The following is a 23,103-nucleotide window of genomic DNA, read 5'->3' on the forward strand; positions in this document are numbered from 1 at the left end:
CGTCAGGGTGACGTAAGGGAACAAGTTCAGGGTGACGTTAGTAGTAAAAAAAAGGGGTCGGCGGAGCCGACCCCTGTATAATTCAACGAATTACTTTTCGAACGGAACGAGTTCCACACGGCGGTTCTGTTCGCGGCCTTCCTTCGTTTCGTTATCGGCGATCGGCATTTCAGAACCGTAACCGATAGCACGCAGGCGGTCAGCTTCGATACCCTTCTTCTTCAAGTGGTCCACCACAGCCTTGGCTCGCTTTTCAGAGAGCTTCTGGTTGGTGGCTTCGGAACCGGTATTGTCGGTGTGACCCTGCACTTCGAGGTTGGCAGACTTCACCTTGCGCATCAGGTTAGCGATGTCGTTCAAGGTGGTGTAGCTCTTCTTGGTGAGTTTGGCAGAACCGGTCTGGAACTGGATACCCTTCTTGAGTTCGTCCAGGTTTTCCTTCTTGTTCACGGCGCAACCCACAGTGTCAACAGCAATGCCTTCGAGGGTGTTCGGGCACTTGTCCTTGGGGTCAGGAACGCCGTCCTTGTCGCCATCGAGCACGCAACCCACAGAATCAACCGGCATGCCGGCAACGGTACCCGGGCACTTGTCCTGACCGTCGGCAACGCCATCCTGGTCGCTATCGGCAGCGCAACCGGTAGAATCAACCGTCACGCCCATGGCAGTATTCGGGCACTTGTCCTTGTTGTCAGGTACGCCGTCGTGGTCGAAGTCCATCGGGCAACCGGTGCTATCGACACTGATGCCTTCCGGAGTATTCGGGCACTTGTCCTTGTTGTCGGGCACGCCGTCGACGTCGAAGTCGAGCATGCAACCCACAGAGTCAACCACAATGCCATCCGGAGTGTTCGGGCACTTGTCGTTAATATCGGCAATGCCGTCCTTGTCGGTATCGACACGGTTCAAGGAATCAAGACGAGCGCGTTCAGCAGCGTTCAAAGCAGCAGAATCAACCTGGTCGTTGTCACCGTTCATAATCACGGAATCCTTGTCGGCGCAGCCGTCGGTATTCACAGCGACACCTTCCGGAGTGTTCGGGCACTTGTCGTAAGAATCTACGACGCCGTCCTTGTCGCTATCCATCGGGCAGCCTTCGGCATCGACCTTAATACCCTTCTTGGTGTGCGGGCACTTGTCTGCATTGTTCTTCACGCCATCGCCATCGGTATCACGCCACATGTCGGCACCGAAGTACCAAGTGAGGAGTGCGGCACCGGCAACGAGCGGGGTCGGAGCATAGCAGTATTCGTAGCTCTTGCCATCTTCGCCCTGGTACTTGATGACGCGATCGTTGCAGCCTTCCATTTCTTCCGAGCCATGGTAGAACGGATTCTTGAAGGCGCGGACAGCCACTTCGAGACCCATCGCAAAGTCGATGTTGTACGGCAAGTGGAAGCGGAGACCCGGGGTGATAATCATAGGATCTTCGCTGGGTTCAAACTTATACATGCCCTTGGTCTGCAGGCGAGCTTCGCCGGAGTATTCCAAGAACACGTCCATCCAGCTCTTGGGGAGCCAGTTCACGCCAGCGCTGTAAACGAGCACCTGGGTTTCGTCCAGGTCGAGCGGGTAAACGTACTGGGCAAACAAGTTAAAGCGCCAGGGCTTGGGGTTGTTCAGCTTGGTGAGGTCAGCGGTACCCACTAGGCCAAGACCAAAGACCCAATCGTCGGCGGTGTAAGGCTGGGTGTAGCCGTTACTGTTCAGGTACCAGGCGTGGCGGGGGCGCACACCGGCCTGGGCTTCACCCGTCGGAATGTACATGTTGAGCATGGCGGCAAAGCCGTACCACTTGTTGGTGTCGAGCGGGAGGCGGATCTTGGACCACACGTTCAAGTCGCCGCGGCTGGTGCCCCACATGTTGTTGGAACCAGAAGGGCCATTGGAGTTAGCGTGTTCGTAGTAAACCGGGAGGCTCACGCCCACGTCCATCCAGTTGGTCAAACCGGCGTTCACGAAGAAGTTACCGGCCTGGGTGTAGTCCCACCAGTTAAAGGTATAGTCCTTGCCACCCTGGCTGTACTTACCACCTCGGGCAAGGGCCCAGCCGTCAATGGCAATGTTACCACCGGTACCAACGGCAAAGTTCCATTGGCCAAGGGTCTTGGCGTTAGTCTGATGGAGACCGTCAGTGCCGCCCTCCATGCCTATCTGGGCAAAGCTGATTCCAGCCGCCAGTAGTGCTGTCCCAAGTATTTTTTTCATGTTTTGTTTCCTTCTTCGGTAACTGTGATTATAAACACAAATATAGTATAAATTATTTAAATGTTACGATTTACTGAAATAACCCTTACCATAATATCCCTTGCCGTAGTAACCATAGCCATAATAGTGGCCCGGTTCATATTCGCAATGGTTCAACACAAAGGCGCAAGGTTTATCGGCATAACGGCGCAAATTGGCCAAATTTTCCTTGATTTGTTCCAAAGAATCGACCCCGTAATGCACCACCATCAGGGTAAAGTCTACCAAGGGGTAAATTAGTTCGGCATCGGTCACCATGCTTACCGGCGGGGTATCTACGATAATCATGTCGTATTCCTGCTTCAAATCTTCGAGCAAGGCCTTGAACTTATCGTGGCGTAGCAGTTCGCTGGGCGACATCAGGCGCTTGCCGCACCCCATCACGAACAGGTTCTGGCAACGGGCATCGGCCACGGCCTCGCGCCACTCCACCTTGCCCGAAAGCACCTCGGTGAGTCCTATGTACTTGGAACTGCGGATAACGCCCTTGCGCATATCGGCATCAATCAGCAATACGCGCTTGCCGTTCATGGCATACACGGCGGCCAGGTTCTTGGCCACAAAAGACTTACCCACGCCCGGCACCAAGCCGCAAGTCATGACCACCTTCTGGCCAGCCTCCAAAGAGAAATCCAAAGCGGTCTGCAGCGTATGGAACGCCTCGCTCGCCTGGTCGTTGGGCGAAGATTCCACCAGAGTGAGTTTACGGCGCTTGTCCTTGACAAGGCGGTTCTTGGATTCCGGAATTTTGGCAAACACGCTCACGTTGGTCGCATGCTCCAGTTCCTGGGAACTGCGGATACCGTTACGCATCATGCGCAGCATAAACACCAGCAGCACGCCCACCATAAAGCTTGCGGCCATGCAGCATACAAGAATGTTCAGCTTTTTCGGCTTGCTCTGGATAGGTTCAATCTGCGCAAAGTCCACCACGCGCACGTTACCCACCTCGCCCGCGCGCACCACGCGCAGCTGCTGGATATTGTTGAGCATGGCCGTGTACTGGGCATTATTGAGCGCCACATCTTCTTGCAAGCGGATCATTTCTTGCTGCGTAACCGGCATAGATTCTGCACTCTTCTTGAGGCGGGCCAGTTCCCCGCGCAACCTGTCTTGCTGCTTTACAATGGTCTGCACCGAGGGGTGCTCTTCTTTAAACAGGCGCGTCGCCTGCTGGCGCTGCTGTTCCAACTGCAGCAACTGACGTTGCAAGTCTACCTCTTTATCGAGATGGGCGCGAGTTTCACCCGTCATGTCGACCGAGCCAACACTGTGACGATAGTCCGACAGGACCTTCTCGGAACTGTCGAGTTTAGCCTTAATGCCCGGCAACTGGGTTTCCAAAAATTCCAAGGTCTTTTCGGCCTCGGCGCTACGCATCTCTACATTCTGGCGCACGTAAGTGTTCGCAATGGTATTGAGGATCGAGGCGGCACGGTCTGCATAACGGTGCGAGTAAGAGATACCGATTACGCCGGTCTGCTTGCCCTTCTCGGCAACCTTCAACGACCCCGCAAGACCCCGGACCGCCAGTAGAGGATTCCCCTGCTTTATCACAAATTTTTCGCCCAAAGTAGCACGCATCAACTTGACTCGTATGCGCAAAGTATCGCCCGCATAAGGGGCCGAGAGCAAATCGCCCACCATGCCTTCTACCAACTTAGTCTCTTCGGGAGTGTAAATGGCGTAAGAGTTATCCCCTGTTACCACCGCCTCCCAGCGGTCGGCACGGGCCAGTTCAGGGATATTCAAGAAGTCGATATCCATACGGCCTTCGCGGTGGAGCAAACGGTTAAGCGCCCCCTGGGGGGTCGCCGAATACATCAGGTGTTCTTGATCTACCACATAGTTCAAAACCAGGCGACTCTTGATGAGTTCGATTTCGGCATCGGCCGGGCTCGCCACCTCTAGCAAAGAGCCCATCTCGCCCAAGGCGCGGGCCGACTTGTTACCCTTAATGTCTATCTGGAACAGGGCATCGCTGGTGTACTGCGGACGAATCCACTGCCCCACCACCACACCAATAGCAGCCCCCACCAAAAGGAACAGGCACAAAAGGTAACGCCTTTTCCAAAGGATAAACAAAGCCTCGAGCAAGGTAATGGTGTTGTTTGGCGTTTGGGCCTGTGCACCAACCACAATCGTCTGCTGTTCGCTATCGGCCATGTAAGTCTCCAAAATTTTAGCAAAATCGAAATTTGGGACAAAATATAGTAAAATTATTTAAAACTTACGGGGAGGGTACGAAAAAGGTGCAGAAAGGGGAATTCCTACCGTTTTTTATTTTCACAATAAAACATCAAATAAGATGTTCCTAGGGCATCGGCCAGTTTCTTTGACATGCGCATGTAAGCTTCCCCATAAGCCCCTCTTACCATTATAATTCCTTCAATAAAGTCATCAATCGACCCAACTCTGAGTAAGTATATTCTCTTCCATCCTTCTGCTTTTCCGCCATTGATCTTTCAGCATTGGCTACTGCATTATCAAGACTTCCTTTGTTCCGTTCAAAGTAGCTGTGCAAACCCTTTCTGAAGAACTCATTTGCCTTCTTGTAAACCACACACTGATTCAAATCATTTAAAAGTTGTTCTTGATTATCATAAGGACGCGATGTGTATCGGAAATAGTAAAGGAAGAACAACTCTGTACAGCGATGTGTTTCGAAAAACTCGACCTTACAATAAATACCTTTCTTCGGTTTGCTGATTGGTTCGGCATATTTTTTCTTTAACTTTTGATATTGAGAAAGTTCCGGTTCTTTGTCCTTCGTATCCATGTCAATAATGCAGAAGATACGATTGTAGCCTGAATCAACGCCCTCTTTTATCTTCGAGTCAAGTTCCGTCAAGTTCGTATGCTTGGGAGAGTCGGGTTTGATGGTCAAACGTTTGAACACATCGCACAAGGATTTGAAGTAATAGAATTCAGTAGGCCCTTCGCCCAAAACAAGTGCCGTTTGACGCAGTTTGCCCATATCAATCATCCAGATTTATAAAGATACTACCAAGTTCGGGCTTCGCTCCCAATCGACCAATGCGATATGAATTGTAAAGGGATAGGTTCTTATGCAATCCAAAAGAATCTCCGCGAGAATACACCGACGAGGCTGTCTCTTTGTTTTTATCAACAAACCAGACAACGCCTCTGTTTTCATTAATCAAATCTTGAGACAAGAGCGTCGTTTCCTGACTCGTGATAATCAATTGCGATTTATCCGAATTAAAAATGAAAACATTAAGATAATAATACAACAAGTCATTGTGTAGATCCTCTCCTAATTCATCAAGGTAGTACACATGAGAAGCGGTAATCATATCATATAGAGCATCTAGAATGCGTATGTATTTTTGGGTTCCTTTTGACTGCCTATCGAGAGAAATATCAAAATCGCCATCGTCAGAATGATTGACAAATGCCACAGAATCGACTGTTGGCTTAAGCAATTCATCCTTCATTTTTTGGGGAAAGTTTTCCCTTTGAAAGTATTCTCGATATTCTGCAGGCATTAAATTATCTTCCACAACAGGCCGATACTCCACTATGTTTAAATCTGCCTTTTGTAGCATAGTGTTATAGAACTTACGTTTCCTTGGATTATTATAAGCCTCGGTTAGGATTTCAACAACACCCTTTTCACCATCACCATCGACATCATGATAGTTGTCCATAATCCAACGATGGAGCGCATTGAAGGGGGCTATATCCTCTTTCAGCGCCGCTTTTCTACAAACAGATAAGACACTATGGTTGTTCAACGTGTTCTCGCGAATACTTTCTTGGGTCTTAATCTGTAGTTTAAGGCTTGTGCCAAACTTTACATCCGCCTGAATGTTTTCGCCAACAAATGAACGTTCATAGAATAATGATTTTGACTTGTTGGGGTAATAATATAAAGCCTCAGTCAAAATGTATTTCTCATTGAACTTTACATCATAATCATATCTAATACCATTAGCATAGAATGACACATGCATCTCTATGGGTTCATTTTTTGTGAGAGCAAATGGAATGCTTCCGTAAATATTCTTGCTTGCATCTGATTTCGGCAAAACCAATATGCGAAACACTTCATTCAATGCAACAAGCATATTCGATTTTCCAGAAGCATTCGAACCATAAAGGATACCCAATTTATACAAGAAAACACCATCGACAACTTCTGTAACAAGCTCCGACGAGGGCCCCTTAGCTAAGAAACTTAATTCTTGCTTGTCGCGAATGGAAAGGTAATTCTTTACCCAAAAATTTCTTATCATGGACGAACCTTTCTGTATAAAATTTGTAGTTATGCTACAAAAATATACAAAAAATCCACCTAAAACAAAAATATTTTACAACAAATCGTAGAATTTCTACATTTTTTTACTATCTTTGTAAGAGAAAAGGGCTCCGCCCGGCAAGGCGAAGCCCGATTCAAAGGACCGAATGGTTCGGCTCCATTTGAGTATTAGGAACCCAAATATAGCCGAAATCCTCCAATTTGTCCAGAGACAATCCATTCTAGTCTCTTTAACACACCTTTTTCGGTCCACTAGACCTGCACTTCAAGATGGCCGAACCAGCAAAACTACGAAAAGCATAGCTGGTAGTGCCCTTTCGCAAAGAGAGCCAAGACGCAAATAACCAAGCAACTTCAAACCAACGAAAGGACCACCGAAAGGTGGTCCTTTTGTCTAGTTATGAACAATCCTAATTATGGGGAAACTTACAGTCGATCTTCACCTAAAAACCACAAAAACAGGGTCTTCGCCCCTCTTTTGAACTTTTTGCCCCTCCTCCCCCGCTCTCGGGGCAAAAACCGCCCACTAGCACCCAATCGCACTATATTCAAATCCAGCTTCGGCGAGTTCTTGGGGGTCGTAGATGTTGCGACCGTCGATGATGAGGGCCTTCACATTCTCGGGCCATTTAGACTGATGCGGGTCGCGAGCATGGAGTTCGCGGCATACTTGATCATCTCGGCGCTCGGGATGTCGGTGAAAATCACGCGGAAGTTGTTGAGCATCATCGGGCGGTAGACTGAACTTACGGGCGTTCCCTGCTGCGCAGGGTCGGGCTCTCGCGGCATAAAATTGCGGCATTACTCCGCAATTTTTCCGCCTAGAGGGCCGAGCGCGGGACACCAGCGGCCCTCCCGGCCCTTCGGGCTTCGATCCCTAACGCAGGATGCGGGAGACAAGATGTCCGCCGAGTTAGTCACGGTCCAAAGGATCTTTCGAATCAATAAGCCAATTCATCTAAAGCTTTTTTTATTTCACTTCCATCAAAACCATGAACCCATTTAGCCCCTTTACCGTAACAAGCAAGAGGAATACTGCATGAAGAATCCAGCGTTACCACAACCAATCCGTTTCTCTTTTCATAGTTCTTTTCAATTTCATATGACTGCCAATTTCTATAACCTATTTCTTCATGATTTTTATGCAAATCATTGGAATGTTTCCCAATGATGGCTATCATATAATTCGCTTCACCTATTTTACGGCTAAGAACATTTTTGATTATCGCTACAGACGCAGTCTGGATTTCATCTGGAGTACAATCACTAATGTGAAAATCAATGTTTGGATTCTTATTCCAAGCCTCCAATAAATTATAGTATATGCGGTCATTCTCGTAATCGAATGAGCATACCGTTTTTTTGCTAGCCATATTATCATACCTCCTTGAGTAAATTTCTTAACTTTTTTGCCATCCATCCGATGGGCTTACATTTCTTAAACCATTCCGCCATATTGCCGTGAACTTCGAAGAAATAGAACCATGTTATAACAAAAATTGCCAAGCATACAACTGTATCGAAAATCAACAATGCACGAGTTATACCGCAATTCCATTCTTGCACAATATGAACACCATTAATTGCAGAGAAAAGAATTGGAGCCAGAATTTTATAGAATAGGTCTATAAAATTCAGAACCATGGGATAGTTATTTAGATAATTGTCCCCCTCACGAGTAAAGATATTCTTATCATCAGTTTCTTCAAGAAGCAGCGAGATTTTCTTTTCCAATGTGTTCAAATATTTATATTGCCTTTCAACATAGAGAACATCCTGCACATACCGCACCAAAACATAAGCGATTAAAACCCAAACTAGTGTTTGAAGAACGCAATTGCTAAATAGAATCTTTGTCTCTAGTTGTTTTTTTACCACATCATTGAAGAGAACACAGATAAAATCTGGATTCTTGGCAAGTAAAAAAGAAATTGCCTCAAGAACACACAAATAGACGAAGGACTTATTCCGATGCGACTGCGTTGTCTGACAAAGAGAAATGCTTTCTTTGTAGTGATCATAGTATGTATCAAGCTTTTCCACCGTCATATTCCTTTTTTACAGATTCAATTTTTTCCTTTCGGGAGCCGGTTCATGGATTTACTCATTTGTGCCTTGCACATATTTTCACCATCAATATATACAAATCAGACATTAAAGTCAACCCCCTGCCACCAAATTCTATTAAATTTTGCCACATCCTAAATATACATTCCCATTTTGTCAAAAAATGACAAAATAGACCCTTTTTCAAGAAAATCATCCCCATCCGTGAGAGGCGACAGAGTCACCTCGCACGAAATTAGGATGATAGCGTCTAGATTATCTATTTTTCTTTTCTTACCCCCTTAAATGGCGCACCATTTTGCTTGACATCCATAAAGCGGCCCGTTTCGGCATTACGCTTTGTAAACAGATTGGTCTTAGGGTTTAACGTTTGCGAACGCGAACGCACCGCCCCGATTCTGTGATTATCGCCATATGGTAGATTTCTTGCCATATTGACTCCTTTGTTATGCCGACACCATTGTCGAGCATTTTTTACATGAATAAACAACCTTTTTTTCATCAAAAAAGTCATTTTTATGAAATTCTTATAAATCCAGCGTTATTTATCCCGTTTTCAAGCGGCAGGGAATTCTCGCCTACCCCATGACATACCATCCTTGGTTAAATGTTTACGGTTTCCCGCCAGGATTACACAAACCTTAGCGAGGTTTAGACCTCCCTCCTGCATTGGAGAAAAGCTCCTATTATGTATATAGCAGGGAAATATCAAATTACCGCAAAAAGCACTACTCCGCCGGCGCGAAAAAGTTTACAAAAGAGCCGACTTTTTGCTTTTTTGAGCGAATTTCACCAATTAAAGTCATCAACCTTGTAAGAATAATTTTACAAAAAAAAACGTCCAATCGCGTGACCAAATTTGGTTCGCCGAGAAAGGCAAGCACCACGAAGCGACGGTGCCAAAGCGGCTTAGCGAAATCGAGATGAGCGACGAGGGCGAATTCCGCAAGGTCCGCAGGGACAGGATTTTCGAAAAAGACTACTTCGACAAGAAATACGGAGCCCTGCCGGAGGTCAGCGACGGTTTCGATTTGAGCGAGGCAATGAAGGGGTAATGGCGCGTTATACAAAAATCGGGGCCGTCAGGCTCCGATTTTGTAATAAAAAACACCTTTTCCCACTAGCACCCGATAGCGCTGTACTCGAATCCAGCTTCAGCGAGTTCTTGGGGTCGTAGATGTTGCGGCCGTCGATGATGAGGGCGTTCTTCATGGACCTTTTCATCACGCCGAAGCTCGGCATGCGGAACTGTTTCCATTCGGTGACGGCTTGCAAAAACAACCCCATCTTGTAGCCGTTCTTCTCGGCGGTCTTGATGAGGGCTTTCACATCCTCGGGCCTTTTAGACTGATGCGGGTCGCGAGCATGGAGTTCGCGGCATACTTGATCATCTCGGCGCTCGGGATGTCGGTGAAAATCACGCGGAAGTTGTTGAGCATCATCGGGCGGTAGACTGAACTTACGGGCGTTCCCTGCTGCGCAGGGGCGGGCTCTCGTGGCATAAAATTGCGGCCTCACGCCGCAATTTTTCCACCTAGAGGGCCGAGCGCGGGATACGAGCGGCCCTCCCGGCCCTTCGGGCTTCGGTCCACTAACGCAGAAAGCGGGAAGTAAGCTATATGTTCGTAAGTGGTTGAATGACTAAAGCAGGTAACTATTGTTTGCAAAATCAACTTTTTTTTCAAAAATGTCACCTTTTGACATTCAAGAATTATTAATTTATCTTCGGACATTTCTAGCTATTGCAAAATAAAGACAATTTAGTTAGTTTCAGAATAAAAATAGGAGTACAGCATGTCCATTGAGAGGATTGATATAGCAAAATTTCGTGGATTTCATCAAGTCGGTTTTGAACTGGGTGAAAATTTGACAGTCATCGCAGGCCAAAATGGAACTCAAAAAACGACTCTTTTGGGTATGCTCACCCAACCATTCGCCATAACAGACAAGAAAAATCCTTTATCTAACGAAAAACCCTTATGTGGTGGGAACTACAAATCCTCGTTCTCGGAAAAATTCAAACTTTCTGAGAAATTTGACAAGCCCAAAGAACATGAATGGACTTTAACATATGACGGAGGGAAGACATTCACCGTAGAGAGCATAAAATCGAATGATGACAGAAAAAACCACATCCGTTTTTGGAAAAAAGAGAAAAGCTCTCGAAAAAAAGGATCTGGATACATTCCGAAGCCAGTTATATATTTAAGTCTCTCCCGCTTGTTACCAATAGGTGAAGACGAATCAATTTCCGATTCGTCCAACTCGGTAAAGCTAACCGAAAGCGAAGAAAAACTATATCAAAAATTGCACAACAAAATTCTCATAATTCCTGATGTGCCCATAACAAAGATATCACATCTAGAAAGTCAAAATAAAAATACTTTAAGTGCAAACACAGAATTCTATGACTGGAAGATGAATTCTGCAGGTCAAGACGACATTGGAAAAATAATTTTGGCACTTATTTCTTTTAAAAGATTAAAAGAAAAATATGGGACGGCATATACCGGAGGAATACTTGCTGTTGACGAATTAGACGCAACTTTGTATCCCGCTTCACAGGAAAAGTTAATCGAAGTGTTGCGTACATACGCCAGCAAATATGACATTCAAATTTTTTTCACCACACATTCTCTTTCAATGCTGAAGCATATATGCTCTACAATTGAAGAAAATAAAGTAGCAAAAGACATTAAGCTTGTTTACCTTGAAAAAATAAACCAAACCATAAAATGTATAGAAAATATTTCTTACGAGAATATTATGGACAAATTATTTGCTATGTCAACGAAGAAAACGGAATCCCGTATAATGACCTTTTCTGAAGATGGCGAAGGAAGATGCTGGTTAAAAGTTCTATTGGGACAAACAAGAACAAAGAAATTAAAAATCGTAGACTGTAACATAGGTTGCGCATCCCTAATTCAACTTACGAAACAAAAAATACCTCCTTTCGTATTCCCAAACTCTATCATAATTTTGGATGGAGATGCTAAACACGATGTTGAGAAACAATCAAAGACCTTAAAAAACTATTTGGTATTGCCTGGGGACATTTCGCCAGAACGACTTCTTGCAAAATATTTGAAGGATTTACCGGACGACAATCCATTCTGGGAAAAATGCGGAAACAACTATACCAAGCAGGTTGTGTTTAGAGATTACCAATACGATGAAATAATGGAGAATCGTGAAAAAGCAAAAGAATGGTTCAATTCTCAGTTGCATCATTGGGGGAAAAACGCAACAAGGGCCATTACTGCATGGTGTGAAGCAAATCCAGGAGCCAAAGAAGATTTTATTGTTAAATTTGAAGCGTTAATAAAAAAATGGGAAAAATAGCAAGTGGACGAATTCCATACCCAAACAATCGTTGATATTCCGGTAAAGGACTTGGTCCTCTGGACCGAGAACCCTCGTGATCCTATTGACGAATCTGCAACTGACCAAGAAGTTGTGGAGCGAGCATATGCAGACCCCCGTGGGAAATGGAATCTGCATAAGTTCGTATCGACTATGGGAGATTTCTACGATTACAGCGAATTACCGACCGTCGTATACAAGAACGGGAAACCTGTTGTGTATGATGGCAATAGACGTATTGCTTTGGCCAAGATAAAACTCGGATATGTGAACCACCTCCAAACAATGGATTTGGATATCCCTGATTTCCCGGAAACCATGCCTTGCGCAGTCTGCTCCGAAGAAACAGCAATACAGAGGATATTAAGAAAGCACAGTTTAGCAGGCTCTTGGGATGAACTAGAGCGAGAAAAATTCGAACGCAAGTATTTCCCTCAGACGCCCAAGTCACCATTCCTGCTTGTAGAAGATGCACTTGGCGTAATATCCGCTAATGATGAACTCAACCAAAATTTTGTCAAAAAAGAAATCTTCACGGAAACAAATCTGAAAGCCCTCGGTTTTTCAGTTGATAACGGGATGTTGCATTCAAAGCACTCCAATGAAGACAATCTAAAGATATTCAATAATATTGCAGAAAAGATCAGAAACAAAGATCTATCTACCAGAAATAGTCGCGGACAAGTATTTGATGTCCTTGATCCAAGCATCAAACAGTTAATTGAAGACGATAAAAACAAACAACCGCACCTGATTGAACCAGCCGAGACGTCCAAGCCTGTCTTACCAAGTAAATCAATTCCTCGGTTCACTAAAAGAACATCCCCAAAAAATGATGAAATAATTTTTGGGCAGAAACTATCTCTAAAAACGGGCCCCGTAAACGACCTATACCGGGATATTGTTGAATTATTTTTATTTTGGAAGGGTCGGCAAGAGAGCCAAACTCGCCTATCAAACTCGTTCCCTGCACTAATTCGAATGTCATTAAGGCTGCTGGCAGAAACGGCAGCAAAGGATGTTGATTTAAAATGGGAAATAGGCGATTATATTAGCGCTTACTTCGAACAGGCGAAAAAATCTTTGTCAAAGGATCAAAAGACGACTCTATCTAATCTTATACCAGGAGAAACGCAAAAAATCATCCAGTTGTTACATACAGGGGCGCACAACTATCAAGCAGCATGCAACATGGAGCAAACAATGATTCTTTCCATATTGGTTGCAAAAATGCTGAAAATTTCACACGGATTAGGAGACGCATAATGGAACGAGCCGTTTCGCCACTCCGATATCCTGGAGGGAAATCCCTCATTTACCCCTTTTTGGAATCATTCCTAGAAGAGAACGGAATGATTGGAGCAACATATGCCGAACCATTTGCTGGTGGAGCCGGCCTGGCTCTTGCGCTATTGTACAAAGGGCTTGTAAAGAAAATTTACATCAACGATCTTGACAAGGCAATCTATTCCTTCTGGAAATACGCATTAGAACATTCTGACGAAATGTGCAAATGGATCGCAAAAGTACCATTAACGGTTTCGTCATGGAAAAAATTCCACAACGCCTATTTGAACTCAACCAAACTATCAACAGAAGATCTCGCTAAAGCAACTTTCTTTTTAAACAGGACAAATGTTTCTGGGGTCATAAAGGGCGGAGTAATTGGAGGATTAGACCAGACTGGGGCATATAAAATAGACGCAAGATTTAATCGAAAGTCGCTAATAAAAAAAATTCAGCGGCTAAACGATTATAAAGATAGTATTGTTCTTTCAAACGAGGATGCGCTAACATTCATAAAAAAACGCGAACGGATGCAAAGCGACATTTTTTTATACCTCGATCCTCCATACTACCAAAAAGCTCCTAACTTGTATATGAACTTTTATCGAGGCAACGATCACGCCAATCTTGCAAAATACGTCCAAACAATGAAAAAAAATTGGATTGTATCTTACGACAACCATGCTTTCATTCAGAATCTATATTCTGACAGGAATAGTATCCTTTATTCTCTGCAGCAAAGTGCATCCAATCGAATTGGCAAAGAAATTCTGATATTTAAGGACAATCTTCTATTTACAGAATCCATGAAGAAATTGAAAAATGCCATGGTTCTGTAGGAAAACAGTTCTAAGTCCGCTCATCCCGCTCAAAAAATGCATTCACTAAAAAAACGCCCTTGTTCACCATGCAATTCATTTTTCATCTATCATCTCTTTATTCAAAATCGCTTTGACAATTCACAAGATTATTTTTTTCGTTTCGCATAATCATCTAATTGCTGAACAATATCTCGTTTAAACTTCAGTAATGGGTAATTCTTTTTTTGTTCATCTCCATTAATTTTCATAGGGATTCCAAGAATATAGTTTCTTAACGATTTGGTATATCCTTGAAAACATTCTTCTAGAAATTCATTTAGTAATTTAGATTTTCCCAAATGAGCATTTATCAAAGTCATTTTCTTTTTAACATTGGGGTTAACCGTTTTTAGAATGTCACAAACTTTACACGTAGAATATTTTTTATATCTTGCCAATAAATCTTTTAATTCAATTTTATGACAATTATAAAATTCCTCCAAAAGAAAAGCCTCTTTAGACATATTCATTTTATTATATAAAAAAGGATTTGACCCATCAAGTCTGAGCTCAACACAATCTGATTTATAAATGCCTCCGCGTCCAACAACGGCTCGAAACCAGCCATGAGACTCCATTTTACCATTTGCAGCTCTTAATTCAAATCCTTCATTGTAAGGATATAAAAGCAAATCTATATCTGAAGCGTCTTTAAATTTGTTATAGACAGAACTTTTTCGTCCATTACATATAGAACAGGAAGGAATAAAATTAAATAATGAACAAGACAAAAACGGATAATCAGCTTTTGGGAAAAAATGGTCTATTTCTGGACGTATTTTACGATTGTTGATATCGCCTATAACAAAGACATATTCTCTATTGCAATACGGGCAAACATCTACTGCCAATTTCTTTACAAAAGTGTAAGCATTCCATTCTTTTTCTTCTTTTTCAGTTTTATCATCAAAATCATTAAAGCCATTCGTAAAATCGCCATATCCCCAATATTTCAGCATCAAATCTTTTAAATTAATTCTTATCTTACCTCTTTTAGGGCATACCCAAGCACCCTTTTTTGAATCATATTTCTTTAGTTCATATTTACAATTTTTTTTCTGATTATAGGCTTTGAATATAGAATCAGTTGGTTCAATTGATTTTCTTAAAAAAGAATAATCGCCCAATACAATTTGTCGGCACGTATTTTCATCCCATCCAAGTTCATCGTGAAAAAATTGGTACACTGAAACATCTTTGTTTTTAAGATGAATAATTTTTCGATTCATTCGCTTCCAAAACCACGACCAATGAACTTTTATCATATCATCTTTTAGTTGTTGTTTCAACTCAATTTGGATCATAAATAAAAACCTTTTCCCAAAAAACTATTTTACTTCTTCAATCATACTCCCTATAATAGGATCACCGATAGATTTTATCACATACTCCATTTTTTGTTTTTCTATATCCGTCATTGAATTAGGATTATAACTATATTCAACAGCCTTTCCAATTAATTCTTCAGAAAAGGAGCCAATAGAATTATCAACAAAAAAATTAGCCGACAGCAAATCGTACAAATTTCCACCAAATGGTGATAGCGAATGAGAATTTTCTATTTCGACCTGTTTCGTTTCTATTGACTGCTTTAAAAGAGTGATGTTTTCCTTCGGAAAATCACTAATAATATAGGGAGAATGTGTTGACATGAACAACTGAATTTTAGGGACAGATGATCCATAGATTCTTTTCAAAACAACATCCATTATATTCACAAACTCATCAAGCCAGCACCGTTGCCATTCTGGATGAAGATACAAATCTGCTTCATCTATAAATAAGTGAATATTCTTATTCTTTCCAGCCGCATTTCGCCTTTTTTCTGATCTTAGCGAATAATATATACGCGAAAACAACTTAATAAAATTTTCTTCACCACTGCTTTGCGGACGCCATAGCAATGTAAAGAACGGAGTCAACACGCTCATAGCAACACATTTATCAACAAACTCTTCCAATATTTTCCTATGCATTTCCAAAGACAAGTCAAAATAGAATACATCTCTATTCATATTTGGATATTTATCCAATAGAAACTTTTGAAAATCTTGAAGGTCATCAAGCAACAATAAAGATTCAATCACCTTACGATACAAATCGTTCTCCACCGGAAAATCTTGATTATTAGCGCTATATCTTTTTAAAGCTTCATCCCACCCCATTTTCTGCAATTCATCAACATCATATAGAAAAGATAATCTACTTAAAAGATTAGAACGCATGGAAGCATTTGAATAAATTGCTCTTACATGATTCAGCAATACAGAAAGTTTAAATTTATTAAAAAAATCCGTCGGAATGATTTTATTCCATTTATTTCTTTCACTTTCATTTCCTTCTGGATTTGTAGGTTTTTTAATAGTGGGTTCATGAACGACCATATTCATTACCGGTTAAGTTAAATATATCCTTTTTTCTTGTTAAGTGGTATACCCTTGTGGTCTAGGCAGCCTGTTTTGACAGCCTATATTCAACCGGAGTCACGTATCCCAGCGAACTATGGAGCCGTTTCCGGTTGTAGAACAGCTCGATATACCTGAAAGCGGCCTCCCGCACGTCTTCGATGTCCTTGAAGTCACGCCTGTAGGCCATCTCCTTCTTGAAGCTTGCGAAGAAGCTTTCCATGCAGGCGTTGTCGTAGGGGCAGCCCGGTGCGCTCATCGAGGGCGTTATCCCGTTCTCCGAGAGCATCGTGCGGTAACCCATGCTACTGTACTGCACGCCGCGGTCGGAATGGAAGATGAGCCCGTCGTGATGGCCGCGTTGCATGATGGCATTGGACAACGCGCGCTTGACAAGTTCCGTGTCGATGTTCTTGCTTACGGCGTAGCCCACCGCCTCCTTGTTACACAGGTCCAACACCACGGCAAGGTACACCCAGCCAAGCGTAGTCTTGACGTAGGTGATGTCGCCGGCCCAGACGGCGTTCAGGCTGTCGGGATCGAACTTACGCTGCACCAGGTTCTCGCTGTACATGGCGTCGCATTTGCCCTTGCGGTAGGGTTTCCACTTCCTGAGTGTGACTGGATAGAGCCCGTTCTCGCGCATGATGCGGCGCAGTTTCCACACCTTTACCTCGACACCCTTGTCTTGGAGTGCCGCCAGCATCTTCGGGCAACCGTACACGCGGTGGTTTTCTTCGAAGGTGTCGCGGACCTTCTGGACAAGCCGTTCTTCGCGGGCCTTGCGTTCGGACCTTGCCGTTTCCTGTTTTGACCACTGGTAGTAGGAACACTGCGGTATTCCTAGGGCTCTGCACATCTTCCTGACTGAGTATTTCTTGCGGTTCACGTGTATCGCCTCGCATTTCAGTCGTGTGGTCGCATAAAGATGTGCAGGGATTTTTTTAGGATCTCTACCGTCTCCTTCTCGTCCGCGAGTTCCTTTTCGCGTTTCTTCAGGAGCTTCTCCAGTTCCCTATTCTTGGTGGCGAGTTCCTCGACGGACACCTTGCGGATGCGCCGTTCCTCGCGATAGCTCGGCAGGTTGTGTTCCTTGCGGTACTCGTTTACCCACCTACCGACCGTATTTGGCCCTATTCCGAGTTCCTTGGCTATCTGATTTGCGGACTTTTCGCCTTTCAGGACCAGTTTGATGACTTGTTCCCTTGTCTCGGAGTTGTAGTTGACTTTTGCCATTGTTTTACCTTTTTGGGGTTGCGCAATGAATATAGTAGCTTATGCTACCCTCTTATTAAACTCCTGCATAGTCCATTCAGTAATTTCCGCAATAGCATTCTCAATATCAATGTTACTAGGAGAAATCCAAACAGCATTGGGTAATCGAAATTTTAGATTAGGACGGCGATTTATTTCCTCATATAAGTCAACGCCAAAAGACACATTACGGATATATTCCATAGTTATGTGAGATGAAAAATAATCCGGTTTTAAATGCATCTTACTACGAATTGACAACGACAAATTATTCAATTCAATGTCATCAGAATACAGGAGCCCATTTGTGGACAAATCCAAGCAACCGCTATATCTAGATTCTTTTACAGGCTCATTTTTCAATGCACTTGTGTAGAATACTGTTTGTTCAGACTTAAACACGCTATTATCAGTTACATCGTTAAGAATTTGATAATCTCGACTTTCAAGAACAGTAAAGCCGTCCTCATCAAAGGCAGATGATTTGTAGCAATATAATTTTTTCACACTTTTTTCATTTTTACCACAAAAATCATCAGCAAAAATAAGAACAAAATCTAATTCATTCTCAATATTCAATCCGTTTCCAACTATACGATAAAGTAAATCTTTTAGTAAGGTCGTCTTACCAGCACCATTTTTTCCTAAATAGAGCTTTATATCTTCAATATTATCCGAGAAAAAATGCTCCGGAATTGGATTTGTAGGTTTTTTAATAGTGGGTTCATGAACGACCATATTCATTACCGGTTAAGTTAAATATATCCTTTTTTCTTGTTAAGTGGTATACCCTTGTGGTCTAGGCAGCCTGTTTTGACAGCCTATATTCAACCGGAGTCACGTATCCCAGCGAACTATGGAGCCGTTTCCGGTTGTAGAACAGCTCGATATACCTGAAAGCGGCCTCCCGCACGTCTTCGATGTCCTTGAAGTCACGCCTGTAGGCCATCTCCTTCTTGAAGCTTGCGAAGAAGCTTTCCATGCAGGCGTTGTCGTAGGGGCAGCCCGGTGCGCTCATCGAGGGCGTTATCCCGTTCTCCGAGAGCATCGTGCGGTAACCCATGCTACTGTACTGCACGCCGCGGTCGGAATGGAAGATGAGCCCGTCGTGATGGCCGCGTTGCATGATGGCATTGGACAACGCGCGCTTGACAAGTTCCGTGTCGATGTTCTTGCTTACGGCGTAGCCCACCGCCTCCTTGTTACACAGGTCCAACACCACGGCAAGGTACACCCAGCCAAGCGTAGTCTTGACGTAGGTGATGTCGCCGGCCCAGACGGCGTTCAGGCTGTCGGGATCGAACTTACGCTGCACCAGGTTCTCGCTGTACATGGCGTCGCATTTGCCCTTGCGGTAGGGTTTCCACTTCCTGAGTGTGACTGGATAGAGCCCGTTCTCGCGCATGATGCGGCGCAGTTTCCACACCTTTACCTCGACACCCTTGTCTTGGAGTGCCGCCAGCATCTTCGGGCAACCGTACACGCGGTGGTTTTCTTCGAAGGTGTCGCGGACCTTCTGGACAAGCCGTTCTTCGCGGGCCTTGCGTTCGGACCTTGCCGTTTCCTGTTTTGACCACTGGTAGTAGGAACACTGCGGTATTCCTAGGGCTCTGCACATCTTCCTGACTGAGTATTTCTTGCGGTTCACGTGTATCGCCTCGCATTTCAGTCGTGTGGTCGCATAAAGATGTGCAGGGATTTTTTTAGGATCTCTACCGTCTCCTTCTCGTCCGCGAGTTCCTTTTCGCGTTTCTTCAGGAGCTTCTCCAGTTCCCTATTCTTGGTGGCGAGTTCCTCGACGGACACCTTGCGGATGCGCCGTTCCTCGCGATAGCTCGGCAGGTTGTGTTCCTTGCGGTACTCGTTTACCCACCTACCGACCGTATTTGGCCCTATTCCGAGTTCCTTGGCTATCTGATTTGCGGACTTTTCGCCTTTCAGGACCAGTTTGATGACTTGTTCCCTTGTCTCGGAGTTGTAGTTGACTTTTGCCATTGTTTTACCTTTTTGGGGTTGCGCAATGAATATAGTAGCTTATGCTACCCTCTTATTAAACTCCTGCATAGTCCAAAAAACGAGGAAGTTCATTCCTCGCAAATTAGCGATCAAGTCATAGCAAAATGCTAAAAAGAGATTAAACTCTTTTTAGCACCCAATGGCGCTATACTCGAATCCAGCTTCGGCGAGTTCCTTGGGGTCGTAGATATTGCGGCCGTCGATGATGAGGGCGTTCTTCATGGACTTTTTCATCACGCCGAAGCTCGGCATGCGGAACTGTTTCCATTCGGTGACGAGCAGCAAAGCGTCTGCGTCGAGCAAGGCTTCGTACATGTCGTTGCAATAAACGATCTGCTTTACGATTGCCGCGGCATCGGGGCGCCCAGCCATTCTGCGCTTGCATTCGTTCATGGCGACCGGGTCATACACGCGCACGACTGCGCCGGCCTTTACCAGCAAATCAATCAACACGAGTGCAGTGGCTTCGCGCATGTCGTCGGTCTCGGGCTTGAAAGCGAGGCCCCACATGGCGATGGTCTTGCCCTTCAAATTTTCCACCCCACCGAAACGGGCCGCCAATTTTTTGAAAAGCACTGTTTTCTGGTATTCATTCACCTCTTCAACAGCCTTGAGAACGCCCATCTTGTAGCCGTTCTTCTCGGCGGTCTTGATGAGGGCCTTCACATCCTTCGGGAAGCAGCTTCCGCCGTAACCGCAGCCGGGGTAAAGGAACTTGGAGCCAATACGGGTATCGCTGCCGATGCCCTTACGGACCATGTTCACGTCGGCGCCCACGAGTTCGCAGAGGTTCGCGATGTCGTTCATGAAGCTGATGCGGGTCGCGAGCATGGAGTTCGCGGCATACTTGATCATCTCGGCGCTCGGGATGTCGGTGAAAATCACGCGGAAGTTGTTGAGCATCATCGGACGGTAGAGGCGGATCATGAGTTCCTTGGCCTGTTCACTTTCGACGCCAACCACGACGCGGTCGGGTTTCATGAAGTCCGTGATGGCGCTTCCTTCCTTAAGAAATTCCGGATTGCTGGCCACGTCAAACGGGATCTTGACGCCGCGCTTGTCGAGTTCTTGTTGGATGGCGGCCTTGACCTTCTTGGCAGTGCCGACCGGAACAGTCGATTTTGTCACGAGAACCGTGTATTTCTTAATGTTCTGGCCGAAGGTGCGCGCGACAGCGAGAACGTGCTGCAAGTCGGCGGAGCCGTCTTCGTCAGGGGGCGTGCCCACGGCACTAAAGACCATCTCGACATCGTCAAGGACGCTCGCCAAATCCGTCGTGAACTTCAGGCGGCCTTCGCGCTGGTTGCGGAGCACCATCTCGTCGAGGCCCGGTTCGTATATAGGGATTTCGCCCTTCTGGAGGGATTCAATCTTGGCCTGGTTCACATCGACGCAAGTGACGTTGACGCCCATCTCGGCAAAGCATGTGCCGCTCACAAGGCCTACATAACCCGTACCAACAATGGCAATATTCATATTCTCTCCTTCAATTTCTTTAAAAATTTCTCACTTATTCACGACAAAAATAAAAAACTTTTTAGCACAAAGTGTCAAAATGCAAATTCCCACGCGGGAATCTTTACGGGCGTTCCCTGCTACGCAGGGCCGGGCTCTCGCGGCATAAAATTGCGGCATCACTCCGCAATTTTTCCGCCTAAAGGGCCGAGCGCAGAATACTAGCGGCCCTCCCGGCCCTCCGGGCTTCGATCCCTAACGCATAACACAAAGGGAAATACCCAAGAAACAACTATTTCGTCTGAAATCATAAGTCATCAAAAATGCTACCTTTGAGCACAAAGAAATGAAAATTGCACATCATGCTCTACTTGATGGTTGACATTTCTGGACGAAGTCCAGTTTACGATATTCCCTTGTGCGAGGCATTACATAAGGTATTGTCTCCGGAGCACCATCTAAAACTGCTAGCACCAAACATCGATCCAAAAGATGTTGATTTTGATTGTGGTAGACTACTCAACATAATCCCCCACAGACTACAAAACAGCAATAGAATTCCATTCCGAGCAATAAAGGCCCTAATGATCATCGTGAACTATATCGGCCTTATAACACATGTTGCCTTAAGAAAGCCGGACATTTTACATTTGCAGTGGTTGCCGCTTATCGAGGTCTCCACCATCGAAAAGTATTTTCTTAAAATTCTACGATTCATCGTACCAAAAACCCAACTGTTATTGACAATCCACAATGTCTACCCACACAATAGCAGCGAAACAAGTAGGCAAATTTACAGAGAACGTTTTTCCAAGGTCGAGCCATACTTTGACAAGTTTATAGTTCACCTAGAAACGACAAAGAAGGAGTTCTGTTCCGCTTTCGGGATTTCGGCAGAGCGAGTCAAGGTTCTCCATCACGGAGTTTTAGCACCCAAGGGGCACGATACGATACGACGCCAACGAAGCAAAGTACTAAAACTTATTATGTTCGGCAACCAAAGTACTTATAAGGGAACCGATGTCTTTGTTGACGCACTGACCATGCTCCCACAGGGATACAAAAAAAAGGTTCACGCCCTGATTGTCGGGAAAATGTATTCTGACTACTTGAACAAACTGGAAGAAAAGAAAAATAACGAGAATATCGAATTCATTCCCGAGTATGTATCCGACGAGGATCTATACAAATACATAGCCCATTCTGATATAATCGTCTTACCCTATCGCGAAATTTCGCAAAGCGGAGTCCTTTTACTTGCGCTGAGCACGAAACGATTGATTATAACTTCGGACATTCCCAGTTTCAAGGAAACTCTTATGGGTTTGGGCGAAAACACTTTCTTTGAAAATGGGAACGCAGCAAGCCTGTCAAAGTTGATTGTAAAGTATGCAGACAACTTGGTTGATGAAAACAAACAACTAGACGCGATAGAAAGCCTTGAGGCCAAGTATTCGTGGATGAATGTCGCTAAAAAATACAGAGCGTTTATTGACGAAATGTAAAACAATCAGCACTTCGCGACAATCCGTTTTTCAATATTCGCGTCACAAACTGATTCGTCATTCCATACAATACAATCCTTTAACACGGAATTCCATACTGTACAATTATCACCTATGGTAACATTAGGGCCAATAACGCTATTTGCAATTATTACATTCTTGCCAATATAACAAGGTGAGATTAACTTTACATTATGTATTGAATCTATAGATTCAACTTTTTCAATATTGTTCAAACCCGGTTTGTTTTGTAAGAGCCAAGTATGATTATTCCGGCGTACTTTGAGCCACGAGTCCGGTGCTAGAGAGCCACCCTTCCGGAAAATGCGGAGCCACCGTTCCGGTCGAACAGAGCCACC

General features: G+C 44.5%; 22 protein-coding genes and 1 pseudogene. 5 read left to right on the forward strand and 18 right to left on the reverse strand.

The features are described 5' to 3' along the window. Nucleotides 1–90: 90 nt before the first annotated feature. The 8 genes from B9Y58_RS15075 to B9Y58_RS14735 all read right to left on the reverse strand — a co-directional run bounded on the left by B9Y58_RS15075 (nucleotide 91) and on the right by B9Y58_RS14735 (nucleotide 9,029). Nucleotides 91–2,208, reverse strand: coding sequence for an OmpA family protein (locus B9Y58_RS15075; protein WP_073054626.1), 2,118 nt, complete (start codon nucleotides 2,206–2,208; stop codon nucleotides 91–93). 63 nt (nucleotides 2,209–2,271) lie between these two features. Further along, nucleotides 2,272–4,413, reverse strand: coding sequence for a polysaccharide biosynthesis tyrosine autokinase (locus B9Y58_RS04650; RefSeq protein ID WP_073054628.1), 2,142 nt, complete (start codon nucleotides 4,411–4,413; stop codon nucleotides 2,272–2,274). A gap of 211 nt (nucleotides 4,414–4,624) precedes the next feature. Then, complete coding sequence (locus B9Y58_RS04655) at nucleotides 4,625–5,224, reverse strand: RloB family protein (RefSeq protein WP_073054790.1); 600 nt, start codon at nucleotides 5,222–5,224, stop codon at nucleotides 4,625–4,627. A 1-nt stretch (nucleotide 5,225) separates the two neighbouring features. Further along, nucleotides 5,226–6,506, reverse strand: coding sequence for an AAA family ATPase (locus B9Y58_RS04660; protein ID WP_073054630.1), 1,281 nt, complete (start codon nucleotides 6,504–6,506; stop codon nucleotides 5,226–5,228). A gap of 635 nt (nucleotides 6,507–7,141) precedes the next feature. Further along, complete coding sequence (locus tag B9Y58_RS14565; protein WP_158278323.1) at nucleotides 7,142–7,318, reverse strand: hypothetical protein; 177 nt, start codon at nucleotides 7,316–7,318, stop codon at nucleotides 7,142–7,144. A 152-nt stretch (nucleotides 7,319–7,470) separates the two neighbouring features. Further along, nucleotides 7,471–7,902, reverse strand: coding sequence for a TIR domain-containing protein (locus tag B9Y58_RS04665; protein ID WP_073054632.1), 432 nt, complete (start codon nucleotides 7,900–7,902; stop codon nucleotides 7,471–7,473). Nucleotides 7,903–7,906: 4 nt separating this feature from the next. After that, nucleotides 7,907–8,572 (reverse strand): hypothetical protein, encoded by a 666-nt coding sequence (locus B9Y58_RS04670; RefSeq protein WP_143154649.1) that lies wholly within the window; start codon nucleotides 8,570–8,572, stop codon nucleotides 7,907–7,909. A 283-nt stretch (nucleotides 8,573–8,855) separates the two neighbouring features. Continuing rightward, on the reverse strand, nucleotides 8,856–9,029 hold the full coding sequence (locus B9Y58_RS14735) for a hypothetical protein (protein ID WP_199220944.1): 174 nt from the start codon (nucleotides 9,027–9,029) through the stop codon (nucleotides 8,856–8,858). A 463-nt stretch (nucleotides 9,030–9,492) separates the two neighbouring features. On the opposite strand from B9Y58_RS14735, the gene B9Y58_RS14570 reads away from it, so the two are divergent. After that, nucleotides 9,493–9,651 carry a hypothetical protein gene (locus tag B9Y58_RS14570; protein ID WP_158278324.1) on the forward strand — a complete coding sequence of 53 codons (159 nt, stop codon included), beginning with the start codon at nucleotides 9,493–9,495 and terminating at the stop codon, nucleotides 9,649–9,651. Between the two features lie 65 nt (nucleotides 9,652–9,716). Here B9Y58_RS14570 and B9Y58_RS15130 read toward each other — a convergent pair. Next, a pseudogene (locus tag B9Y58_RS15130) lies at nucleotides 9,717–10,059 on the reverse strand (hypothetical protein); the annotation flags it as partial. A 331-nt stretch (nucleotides 10,060–10,390) separates the two neighbouring features. Between B9Y58_RS15130 and B9Y58_RS04690 the strand changes: the two are divergent. Genes B9Y58_RS04690 through B9Y58_RS04700 form a run of 3 tightly spaced genes read left to right on the forward strand, consistent with a single transcriptional unit; the run spans nucleotide 10,391 to nucleotide 14,088 of the window. Beyond that, nucleotides 10,391–11,941: an AAA family ATPase gene (locus B9Y58_RS04690; RefSeq protein WP_073054641.1), complete on the forward strand. Its 1,551-nt coding sequence runs from the start codon at nucleotides 10,391–10,393 to the stop codon at nucleotides 11,939–11,941. Nucleotides 11,942–11,944: 3 nt separating this feature from the next. Next, nucleotides 11,945–13,228 (forward strand): hypothetical protein, encoded by a 1,284-nt coding sequence (locus B9Y58_RS04695; protein ID WP_073054643.1) that lies wholly within the window; start codon nucleotides 11,945–11,947, stop codon nucleotides 13,226–13,228. Beyond that, entirely contained in the window at nucleotides 13,228–14,088 is an 861-nt protein-coding gene (locus tag B9Y58_RS04700; protein WP_073054645.1) for a DNA adenine methylase, read from the forward strand. The genes B9Y58_RS04695 and B9Y58_RS04700 overlap by 1 nt, the downstream gene beginning before the upstream one ends. Nucleotides 14,089–14,216: 128 nt before the next feature. Here B9Y58_RS04700 and B9Y58_RS04705 read toward each other — a convergent pair whose 3' ends face one another. The 8 genes from B9Y58_RS04705 to B9Y58_RS04740 all read right to left on the reverse strand — a co-directional run bounded on the left by B9Y58_RS04705 (nucleotide 14,217) and on the right by B9Y58_RS04740 (nucleotide 21,260). Continuing rightward, nucleotides 14,217–15,413, reverse strand: coding sequence for a hypothetical protein (locus B9Y58_RS04705; RefSeq protein ID WP_073054647.1), 1,197 nt, complete (start codon nucleotides 15,411–15,413; stop codon nucleotides 14,217–14,219). A 24-nt stretch (nucleotides 15,414–15,437) separates the two neighbouring features. Beyond that, nucleotides 15,438–16,499, reverse strand: a complete 1,062-nt coding sequence (locus B9Y58_RS04710; RefSeq protein WP_073054649.1) for an AAA family ATPase — start codon at nucleotides 16,497–16,499, stop codon at nucleotides 15,438–15,440. Between the two features lie 55 nt (nucleotides 16,500–16,554). Beyond that, entirely contained in the window at nucleotides 16,555–17,403 is an 849-nt protein-coding gene (locus B9Y58_RS04715) for an IS3 family transposase (RefSeq protein WP_085534771.1), read from the reverse strand. Between the two features lie 17 nt (nucleotides 17,404–17,420). After that, a complete protein-coding gene (locus tag B9Y58_RS04720; protein WP_073054652.1) occupies nucleotides 17,421–17,750 on the reverse strand; it encodes a transposase in 330 nt (109 codons plus the stop codon). 39 nt (nucleotides 17,751–17,789) lie between these two features. Then, entirely contained in the window at nucleotides 17,790–18,512 is a 723-nt protein-coding gene (locus tag B9Y58_RS04725; protein ID WP_073054653.1) for an ATP-binding protein, read from the reverse strand. Between the two features lie 55 nt (nucleotides 18,513–18,567). Continuing rightward, nucleotides 18,568–19,416, reverse strand: coding sequence for an IS3 family transposase (locus B9Y58_RS04730; protein WP_085534771.1), 849 nt, complete (start codon nucleotides 19,414–19,416; stop codon nucleotides 18,568–18,570). Nucleotides 19,417–19,433: 17 nt separating this feature from the next. Beyond that, on the reverse strand, nucleotides 19,434–19,763 hold the full coding sequence (locus B9Y58_RS04735) for a transposase (protein WP_073054652.1): 330 nt from the start codon (nucleotides 19,761–19,763) through the stop codon (nucleotides 19,434–19,436). 150 nt (nucleotides 19,764–19,913) lie between these two features. Continuing rightward, nucleotides 19,914–21,260 carry a UDP-glucose dehydrogenase family protein gene (locus tag B9Y58_RS04740; protein WP_073054655.1) on the reverse strand — a complete coding sequence of 449 codons (1,347 nt, stop codon included), beginning with the start codon at nucleotides 21,258–21,260 and terminating at the stop codon, nucleotides 19,914–19,916. A gap of 353 nt (nucleotides 21,261–21,613) precedes the next feature. Between B9Y58_RS04740 and B9Y58_RS04745 the strand changes: the two genes are divergently transcribed. After that, complete coding sequence (locus B9Y58_RS04745) at nucleotides 21,614–22,744, forward strand: glycosyltransferase (protein ID WP_233247847.1); 1,131 nt, start codon at nucleotides 21,614–21,616, stop codon at nucleotides 22,742–22,744. Between the two features lie 5 nt (nucleotides 22,745–22,749). Here B9Y58_RS04745 and B9Y58_RS15135 read toward each other — a convergent pair whose 3' ends face one another. Continuing rightward, complete coding sequence (locus tag B9Y58_RS15135) at nucleotides 22,750–22,980, reverse strand: hypothetical protein (protein WP_199220945.1); 231 nt, start codon at nucleotides 22,978–22,980, stop codon at nucleotides 22,750–22,752. Nucleotides 22,981–23,103: the final 123 nt, after the last annotated feature.

The sequence above is a fragment of the Fibrobacter sp. UWB15 genome (genome assembly GCF_900177705.1).
GTDB lineage: Bacteria > Fibrobacterota > Fibrobacteria > Fibrobacterales > Fibrobacteraceae > Fibrobacter.

What these genes read in the sequence shown, in the direction of transcription:
- B9Y58_RS15075 (WP_073054626.1), bottom strand. Translation starts at nt 2,208, where the DNA reads ATGAAAAAAATACTTGGGACAGCACTACTGGCGGCTGGAATCAGCTTT.
- B9Y58_RS04650 (WP_073054628.1), bottom strand. Translation starts at nt 4,413, where the DNA reads ATGGCCGATAGCGAACAGCAGACGATTGTGGTTGGTGCACAGGCCCAA.
- B9Y58_RS04655 (WP_073054790.1), bottom strand. Translation starts at nt 5,224, where the DNA reads ATGGGCAAACTGCGTCAAACGGCACTTGTTTTGGGCGAAGGGCCTACT.
- B9Y58_RS04660 (WP_073054630.1), bottom strand. Translation starts at nt 6,506, where the DNA reads ATGATAAGAAATTTTTGGGTAAAGAATTACCTTTCCATTCGCGACAAG.
- B9Y58_RS14565 (WP_158278323.1), bottom strand. Translation starts at nt 7,318, where the DNA reads ATGCCGCGAGAGCCCGACCCTGCGCAGCAGGGAACGCCCGTAAGTTCA.
- B9Y58_RS04665 (WP_073054632.1), bottom strand. Translation starts at nt 7,902, where the DNA reads ATGGCTAGCAAAAAAACGGTATGCTCATTCGATTACGAGAATGACCGC.
- B9Y58_RS14735 (WP_199220944.1), bottom strand. Translation starts at nt 9,029, where the DNA reads ATGGCAAGAAATCTACCATATGGCGATAATCACAGAATCGGGGCGGTG.
- B9Y58_RS04690 (WP_073054641.1), top strand. Translation starts at nt 10,391, where the DNA reads ATGTCCATTGAGAGGATTGATATAGCAAAATTTCGTGGATTTCATCAA.
- B9Y58_RS04700 (WP_073054645.1), top strand. Translation starts at nt 13,228, where the DNA reads ATGGAACGAGCCGTTTCGCCACTCCGATATCCTGGAGGGAAATCCCTC.
- B9Y58_RS04705 (WP_073054647.1), bottom strand. Translation starts at nt 15,413, where the DNA reads ATGATCCAAATTGAGTTGAAACAACAACTAAAAGATGATATGATAAAA.
- B9Y58_RS04710 (WP_073054649.1), bottom strand. Translation starts at nt 16,499, where the DNA reads ATGAATATGGTCGTTCATGAACCCACTATTAAAAAACCTACAAATCCA.
- B9Y58_RS04720 (WP_073054652.1), bottom strand. Translation starts at nt 17,750, where the DNA reads ATGGCAAAAGTCAACTACAACTCCGAGACAAGGGAACAAGTCATCAAA.
- B9Y58_RS04725 (WP_073054653.1), bottom strand. Translation starts at nt 18,512, where the DNA reads ATGAATATGGTCGTTCATGAACCCACTATTAAAAAACCTACAAATCCA.
- B9Y58_RS04735 (WP_073054652.1), bottom strand. Translation starts at nt 19,763, where the DNA reads ATGGCAAAAGTCAACTACAACTCCGAGACAAGGGAACAAGTCATCAAA.
- B9Y58_RS04740 (WP_073054655.1), bottom strand. Translation starts at nt 21,260, where the DNA reads ATGAATATTGCCATTGTTGGTACGGGTTATGTAGGCCTTGTGAGCGGC.
- B9Y58_RS04745 (WP_233247847.1), top strand. Translation starts at nt 21,614, where the DNA reads ATGGTTGACATTTCTGGACGAAGTCCAGTTTACGATATTCCCTTGTGC.